The organism is Empedobacter sp. UBA7252 (genome assembly GCF_002472765.1).
GTDB lineage: Bacteria > Bacteroidota > Bacteroidia > Flavobacteriales > Weeksellaceae > Empedobacter > Empedobacter falsenii_B.
On the sequence record NZ_DKSQ01000071.1, the window covers coordinates 3,170 to 10,821 of the forward strand.

General features: G+C 31.0%; 7 protein-coding genes. 2 read left to right on the forward strand and 5 right to left on the reverse strand.

Annotation, left to right across the window (positions count from 1 at the left end; all coding sequences use genetic code 11):
- The 3 genes from B2X73_RS10155 to B2X73_RS10165 form a co-directional block, all read right to left on the reverse strand.
- The coding region (locus B2X73_RS10155) for a TonB-dependent receptor (RefSeq protein ID WP_291096361.1) at positions 1–1,653 on the reverse strand (1,653 nt) is incomplete at its 3' end.
- A 128-nt stretch (positions 1,654–1,781) separates the two neighbouring features.
- Positions 1,782–2,228 (reverse strand): HYC_CC_PP family protein, encoded by a 447-nt coding sequence (locus B2X73_RS10160; RefSeq protein ID WP_125349052.1) that lies wholly within the window; start codon positions 2,226–2,228, stop codon positions 1,782–1,784.
- Positions 2,229–2,327: 99 nt separating this feature from the next.
- Positions 2,328–2,846: a hypothetical protein gene (locus B2X73_RS10165; protein WP_286495819.1), complete on the reverse strand. Its 519-nt coding sequence runs from the start codon at positions 2,844–2,846 to the stop codon at positions 2,328–2,330.
- Between the two features lie 204 nt (positions 2,847–3,050).
- Here B2X73_RS10165 and B2X73_RS10170 point away from each other — a divergent pair, with 204 nt between their 5' ends.
- Positions 3,051–4,586, forward strand: a complete 1,536-nt coding sequence (locus B2X73_RS10170) for a glycine--tRNA ligase (protein WP_219035232.1) — start codon at positions 3,051–3,053, stop codon at positions 4,584–4,586.
- Between the two features lie 134 nt (positions 4,587–4,720).
- Complete coding sequence (locus B2X73_RS10175; RefSeq protein WP_135836756.1) at positions 4,721–5,062, forward strand: phage holin family protein; 342 nt, start codon at positions 4,721–4,723, stop codon at positions 5,060–5,062.
- 66 nt (positions 5,063–5,128) lie between these two features.
- On the opposite strand, the gene B2X73_RS10180 is transcribed toward B2X73_RS10175, so the two are convergent.
- Both B2X73_RS10180 and B2X73_RS10185 read right to left on the reverse strand, forming a co-directional pair.
- Positions 5,129–5,878, reverse strand: coding sequence for a polysaccharide deacetylase family protein (locus B2X73_RS10180; protein ID WP_286495817.1), 750 nt, complete (start codon positions 5,876–5,878; stop codon positions 5,129–5,131).
- 40 nt (positions 5,879–5,918) lie between these two features.
- Entirely contained in the window at positions 5,919–6,938 is a 1,020-nt protein-coding gene (locus B2X73_RS10185) for a helix-turn-helix transcriptional regulator (protein ID WP_286495816.1), read from the reverse strand.
- Between the last annotated feature and the right edge of the window lie 714 nt (positions 6,939–7,652).

The window sequence follows — 7,652 nt, forward strand, 5'->3', positions numbered from 1 at the left end:
AGCATTTTTTCCAAATAATTTGAATTCTTGAGTTACGCTAAATCCATAATTCCATGCAATTTCTGGATCTAAACCATATATTTTTCCATTTCCATCGCCCAAAATATTAAATTGTCTTGAAGAAGCAAATAAATTCTGATTTTCTGCAAATATATTATTGATTCGTTTTCCACGACCAACCGATGCTTTTATTGTTGTTCCTTTTACAGGTGTATAACGTGTATGCAAACGAGGTGTTAAGAAAAATCCCATTCGATTATGATAATCTCCACGAAGCCCAGCAATCATATTGAAATTCTTCATATTATCAAACGTATATTCGAAAAATGCTCCTGCAGAATTATCAATTCGATCATAATTCGCATCAATCGGAAGCGCTACAAATTCCTTGAATTTATTATACGTAAAACTCGCTCCTGTAGAGAATTTATTTTTTGTATTGCTAATAATCGAACTGAAAATATAGTTGGAATAAAAACTTTGTTGCTCAATATCATATTGATTCAATCCAAAGTAAGAATCTTGTTTATGATAGCTAAACGCCGTTTGTAATCCCATACTTTGATAAGGCATTTCTGGAAAAACATACCCAATTTTTGACGAAACATCCACACGATTTGTATTGATTTCTGACCCCCAATAATTTGTTGTTAATTTATCACGATCTTTATCAAAATCAACTTGTCCTGCTTGTTTTGTATCATTCAAATATCTTGCAGATAAAAATCCAACCCAACCTTTTTCTAAGTTTTGATATTGCCAACGATTCATCACATTAACTTGATGTCCAAGCGGATTATCTAAAAACCCATCATCGTTCATATCATTCTTCGAAACGCGTGCATTTCCATGCATAAACAAAGAAGTACTCCATTTATCATTCAATTTTTTGTTCAAATGCACATTCCCTTCGAAGCGCGAATCTGTAGAACCATAAAGATTCACAAACAACGGAATATCATTTGAAGGTTTGATTAATTCTGTATTAATCTGCCCAGAAATACTTTCATAACCATTAATCACCGTTCCCGCACCTTTCGTCACCTGAATACTTTCTACCCAAGTTCCTGGCGTAAAACTAAGCCCAAAAGCTTGCGAAGCTCCACGAACATTTGGTATATTTTCTTCTGCAATCAAAATATAAGGAGAGGTTAAACCCAACATTTTAATTTGCTTATTTCCCATTACAGCATCCGAAAAATTGACATCAATAGAAGGATTTGTCTCGAAAGATTCAGCTAAATTACAACATGCTGCTTTCAACAATTCTTTTCCAGTCATTGTCGTCATATTGGTTGCAAACTTCGATTTTTTAAGCGAACTACTTGTATCACGAACCACAACTTCATTCAACGAAGTATCCCCAAAATGATCTTTTACATTGATGGTGATATTCTGAAATTCGTCTTTTAATTCCTTAAAAGTTGTTGTTTCATTGTCATAAAAAACACCTAAAATTGAGGTTGGTTGATAATTTTCGATCTCAAAGTTTCCTTTTTCATCTGTAATAACAGTAATATCTGACGATTGCCAAAACACTTCTGCTCCAACGATTGGTTGTTGATTTTGATCTGTAATTTTTCCTTTTAAAGTAGATTGTGCGTAAGAAAACGCAGCACTTAGTATAAATACTGAAGTGAATATTTTTTTCATTTTTACGATTTAAGGCTCAATGCCTATTTATTATTGTGTACTTGTTGATTAGATTTTCATCAAATACTTTAATATTTAGATAATAGCGTATTGTTTTCTGATTAATTTAATCAAAAAATAAACGGGTATTACCCTTCGTAAAATGTTAACTGAGAATTGAGTATATAATTTGGCGGTGCATTTGACGCAACATAAAAATCAAGGAAACTAGATTGATTGCTCACCTCTTCATCTTGAATCGGAATTCTAATTTGAAGAATTTCAGAAACTATAAAACTAATCGGAATAAGTTTTTGAATTTTGACAGTTTGCTTTTCTACAAACTTATCCGAATATGAAATATCCTTACAGCAATCATCTTTTTTAGATTTATTGTTTTCCGGTAATTCGCAATGTTTTTTTTCTGTTTTTGGAGGACAACACGAAGTAGAAACTCCCATTTCGTGCGAATTATTATCCAAATGATTCAACTTCACTTGCTCCACCACTCCTTGACAAAAATGCATAGAAAATGCGTAGCTAAGATTTGAAAAAATCAAAACCACCGACAAAACATACTTTATGTAATGTTGCATTTTCATGTTGGACAAAAATAAACAAAAAATTCAAATCAAAACAAACTGAAATTTATATCATTTTCAAAGTTTCTTATAGAATTTTCAGTTTTCATCACTTTATCTTCTTGCCTGTTTGTTCGTCGGAATATTAATAATCCCAGAACCATTTACCAACGATTTATCGTTTTCGTTAACAATTTTCAAAACAACTTCAAAATTTTGCCAATCTATCCCTTGCAAAGTCACTAAACCTGTTGCTTTATCAATCGATTTTATTTTAAATCCTTTATCAGGAAAATCTTGTCCATCGACAATTGGATCAAAATCCAACCCAACTTCTGGCTCAACTTTAAAAGCAGAATCTTGCACAAATTTGTATCGATCTTTAAAACTTTGCGTCAACAATTCATTTTGCTTGATATACTCATCTTCGTTTATTTTAACAATTGTATCCATGATATAATCAACATAATTATTCATAAAATCAAGCGCAACATTATAATTAACATCCGATTCTTTAACCGAATCTTTCACTTCACTTTCAATTTTATTTTCTGTTGATGAACTAGATGAATTATTAGAATTACAACTTGTAACAAAACTTAATAATAGAATAGGAAGAATAAACTTTTTCATAAGGTTATCATTTTTTAATGATTTAAAAGTATGTTTTTTTTGATTGAAATTGAAATAACTCGAATAGTAAAATCAATCATTTTGTTAATAATCTTCTCAAAAAATAGAATAAGCGATTAAAGCCTTACGATTTTATCAAAATATACCTCAATAGTCATCAAAAATCACTAAAATTGCACTTTAAATAAGAACACACAATTAATTATGTCAGAAGATATTTTCAAGAAAGTAGTTTCTCATGCGAAAGAATATGGTTTCATTTTTCAATCGAGTGAGATTTATGATGGATTATCAGCCGTTTACGATTATGGTCAAAACGGAGCTGAGCTAAAAAATAACATCAAACAATATTGGTGGAAAGCAATGGTACAAATGCACGAAAACATTGTCGGCATTGATTCTGCTATTTTTATGCACCCTACTACTTGGAAAGCTTCGGGCCACGTTGACGCGTTTAATGATCCTTTGATTGATAACAAAGATTCTAAAAAACGTTACCGTGCCGATGTTTTAATTGAAGATCATTGTGCAAAAATTGAAGGTAAAATAGAGAAAGAAGTTGCGAAAGCTGCAAAACGTTTCGGTGATGCTTTTGATAAAGATCAATTTGTTGCGACAAATCCTCGTGTTGTAGAATATCAAAATCAAATCAATACAATTTTAGCGCGCATGGGAAAATCTTTGGAAAACGAAGATTTAGACGATATAAAAGCTTTGATTGAAGAATTAGAAATTGCTGATCCTGTAACTGGTTCTAAAAATTGGACAGAAGTTCGTCAATTCAACTTGATGTTCGGAACAAAATTAGGAGCAACAGCAGATCAAGCAATGGATTTATATTTACGCCCAGAAACGGCTCAAGGTATTTTCTTAAATTACTTGAACGTACAAAAATCTGGACGTATGAAATTACCTTTCGGAATTGCTCAGATTGGTAAAGCTTTCCGTAATGAGATTGTTGCACGTCAATTTATTTTCCGTCAACGTGAGTTTGAACAAATGGAAATGCAATTTTTCGTAAAACCAGGAACTGAATTAGAATGGTACGAAAAATGGAAAGAAACACGTTTACGTTGGCATCAAACTTTAGGTTTAGGAAATGAAAATTATCGTTTCCACGACCACGAAAAATTAGCGCACTATGCAAATGCTGCTGCTGATATTGAGTTTAAATTCCCATTCGGATTCAAAGAATTAGAAGGAATTCACTCACGTACAGATTTCGATTTGAAAGCACACGAACAACATTCAGGTAAAAAAATTCAATATTTCGATAACGAAACAAACGAATCATACACACCTTATGTTGTAGAAACTTCTGTAGGTTTGGATCGTATGTTCTTAGCAGTTTTCTCAAATTCATTGAAAGAAGAAGTTTTAGAAGATGGATCAGAACGTGTTGTATTATCTTTACCAGCTGCATTAGCGCCAATTAAAGCTGCTGTTTTACCATTGGTAAAGAAAGATGGTTTACCAGAATTAGCGAAAGAAATTTTGAAGAAATTACGTTTAGATTACAACGTAATGTACGAAGAAAAAGATACTATCGGTAAACGTTACCGTCGTATGGATGCGATTGGAACACCTTTCTGTATCACTGTTGACCACGATTCATTAAACGATAATTCTGTTACTTTACGTTACCGTGATACAATGGAGCAAAAACGTGTTAATATTAATGAGTTAGCTCAAATTATCGACAAAGAAGTCAACATGAAATATCTTTTTGAACAATTATAAAAAGAATATCTTCTCAATACAATAATACTAAAGCTCAGAAATTTCTGAGCTTTTTTTATTTTTATTAAAATTTTTAACAATTTGGCAAAGCTTTTGATTTTAATTTAGATATATTAATCTAAAAAATACAAATTATGGGCTTTATTATTAATCTTTTGGTATCAGCATTAGTTGTTTTCGGACTTGCTAACATTTTACCTGGAGTATCTGTAAAAGGATATGGTTCTGCGATTATTGTTGCACTTGTTATTGGACTTTTAAATGCTGTTGTAAAACCAGTTTTAAACTTTATTAGTTTACCTGTAACAATCTTAACATTAGGATTATTTTCTTTTGTGATTACAGCAATCATTATCTTATTAGCAAGTGCAATTATGGGAGATAGTTTCCATGTGGACGGATTCTGGTATGCATTATTATTTGGTATTGTTTTAGCAATTGTCAATTCTTTAGTTGGAGGAATGATGGGAGACTAATTTATACAGATTATTACATATAAAAAGCTGTCCAAAATTGGACAGCTTTTGTATTTTATAAAAGTTTTATTGAGGATAAAATTTTATTTGCTCAAAAATATAGTTATCATGTTTTTTAAGAAGATCAACCAATTGTTTCAATTCGGACTCTTCCCATTTATTCTGAAACATCTCATCATGAATTAACACAACTATATTATTATTTGTAAAGGTTTTATTCGATTCTAATTGATTAACAATTTGTTTATAAATCGTTTGAACAGATTGCACCGGTGTTCCATCTTTTCCATGATGCGTCCATTCCAAATCCCAACCAATAACTTTATAACCCAACTTTGCTAAACCATCAGCCGTTTGTACACCAGAAGCTCCATCATTCTTCGATTTTCCGTCCAATCTCCACATGTTTCTTCCTGGTAAACGAACAATTTTATCTTGTAATTTTAGTATCGATTGGTTTTTCAAAATATCCTCAACCGACGTTTGCTCGTTACTATAAAACTTTTTGTATTGATCATTCGCATGCGTCCAACTATGATTACATTCTTCGATGTACGGATTATCTTCGTAATATTTAAAATAATTCGTCATTGTTTTATTTTTCTCCACATGTTCTCCAACAAGAAAAACAGTCACTTTTAACTTCTCATTTTTGAAAACCTCATCAATATTTTCACTTCCATTCAAAGGCCCATCATCAAAAGTTAAATAGATATATTTCTTCACAAAATCACTCGCTTTCTGTGCAAACGAACTTGTCGAGAAGATTAATAAAAAGACACTCAAAAGTGTCATTATTCTTTTATTCCATATCATTTAAGTTAATTTTTAATGAATTAAATGTATGAAAGAAATTCTATTTTTTATATTTTTCTAATGCTCTTTCTAATCGTGTTTTGATTCTTTTTTTCACTAATCTTGGAGCAAGAATTTCTATTTCTTCTCCAAATCCTAAAAGTTCTCGTTCCAACTCAAAATTATGTACAACTTCTATCGAAAATAAAGTTCCTTCGTCCGTCACTTCCAACACTTTTTGCGTCGCATGAATTGGTTTTGTCACCACATAAGGCGCTAATTTTTTATTCACACGAAAAACAACACGCTGCTCTCTTTCTTTCACACTTTTCGTTACACCAATCGCATTGTTATAATACGTATCAAAATTAATTTCTTGCTCATCGACAAAAGGTTCATTTGCCAATTCATAAAACTCAACAATTCTATCCAAAGCCAACGTATACAAATTTTTATCTTTTCTCGATTTAGCTAATAAAAACCAGCGATTACGGTATTCTTTCAACAAATACGGATAATAAACTTGTTGTTTTGGCTCTTTACTTTTTGAGGTAAAAGATTGATACGAAATCAGCAAAGGTTGTTTCTTTACAATTGCTTGATACAACCGGTTCAAATGTTCTAAACCTTTTAATAATGGATTTTCTTCGAACTGAATATAATTTGGTTGTTGATGAGTTTGCTTGGATAAATTATTTTCGAGACGAGTAATAATCTCGTTCATATCATCAAAATAATTAAACCCATTCAATTGTTTCATCACCGAAATCACTTCTTTCATTTTATCTAAATCTGCAGACGAAACAGGCGAATTATGGATCGAATAATCATGATCTTTATATTCATAAAACTTTTTTTCTCGAACAACAATTGGCGCATTATAACCCAATTTATCACTTCGCATCACCTGAATGTCGCCCTGAATTGTACGTTTCGAAACGCCAGAAGTTATTCCTTCGTATTCATACAAAGCTTCCGAAACTTTTTCTATTAAATCTTCTAATCTCCATTTTCTGAAATGATTTTGAAGACATTTATCGATCGTTTGATAACGTATTAATGCAATTTTATTGGTTGCCATGGTTGATTTCTTTCTTCAATACTACAAATTTCAAATCAAAGTACGCAATCTATTTGCGTAGAAATTTTCACTTCAACTTTTATTCAAAATATTTTCAATATAAAATCCTCTATTCATCATCATTTACAAATTATTTCGAAAAAATATTTTATTGCGCAATTCATTCGCACACTTCTACTCCAACTTTGTCAAAGGTTTAACAACCAAACGATTTTAATTGTTCCTTAACAAATGTTTCAGTATAGCATTGTAGTAGAAAATGCTTCATCACTTCTATTCTGAATAATTAAAACAAACGCGCAGAAGGTTCGACTCCTTCACTTATTTAATAAATGAGTATTGGTTTAACGCACTAGAATTCGGCTCTAGTAACAGACTTTTAATCTGTATTTATCGCCTGAAAAAGGCACCATTAGAAACAAAAAAGCTAAAAAGTTTTCTTTTCGAATAAAGAATTTATTTCGTTGAAATGAATTTGAAATAAGATCAAAAACTTGCTCAAAACCTGAATTTGAAACTTTAGTTGATGATTGATTTCAAAAGTTTAAAAATAAAAAATCAAGTCAAAATGATTTGAAAAAAGTTAAAAGTAAGAAATCAAAAGAAGCTGCTCAAACTTCAAATTCCGTTTTAAAAAAGGAAAATGATTTAGCTTTTTTATTAGAAAATTTAAAAAAAAGATTCTTCGATAAACTCCTTTAGATTTGAAAATCT

Coding starts and splice junctions, on each gene's coding strand:
- B2X73_RS10180 (WP_286495817.1), bottom strand. CDS start 5,878: ATGATATGGAATAAAAGAATAATGACACTTTTGAGTGTCTTTTTATTA.
- B2X73_RS10170 (WP_219035232.1), top strand. CDS start 3,051: ATGTCAGAAGATATTTTCAAGAAAGTAGTTTCTCATGCGAAAGAATAT.
- B2X73_RS10165 (WP_286495819.1), bottom strand. CDS start 2,846: ATGAAAAAGTTTATTCTTCCTATTCTATTATTAAGTTTTGTTACAAGT.
- B2X73_RS10175 (WP_135836756.1), top strand. CDS start 4,721: ATGGGCTTTATTATTAATCTTTTGGTATCAGCATTAGTTGTTTTCGGA.
- B2X73_RS10160 (WP_125349052.1), bottom strand. CDS start 2,228: ATGCAACATTACATAAAGTATGTTTTGTCGGTGGTTTTGATTTTTTCA.
- B2X73_RS10185 (WP_286495816.1), bottom strand. CDS start 6,938: ATGGCAACCAATAAAATTGCATTAATACGTTATCAAACGATCGATAAA.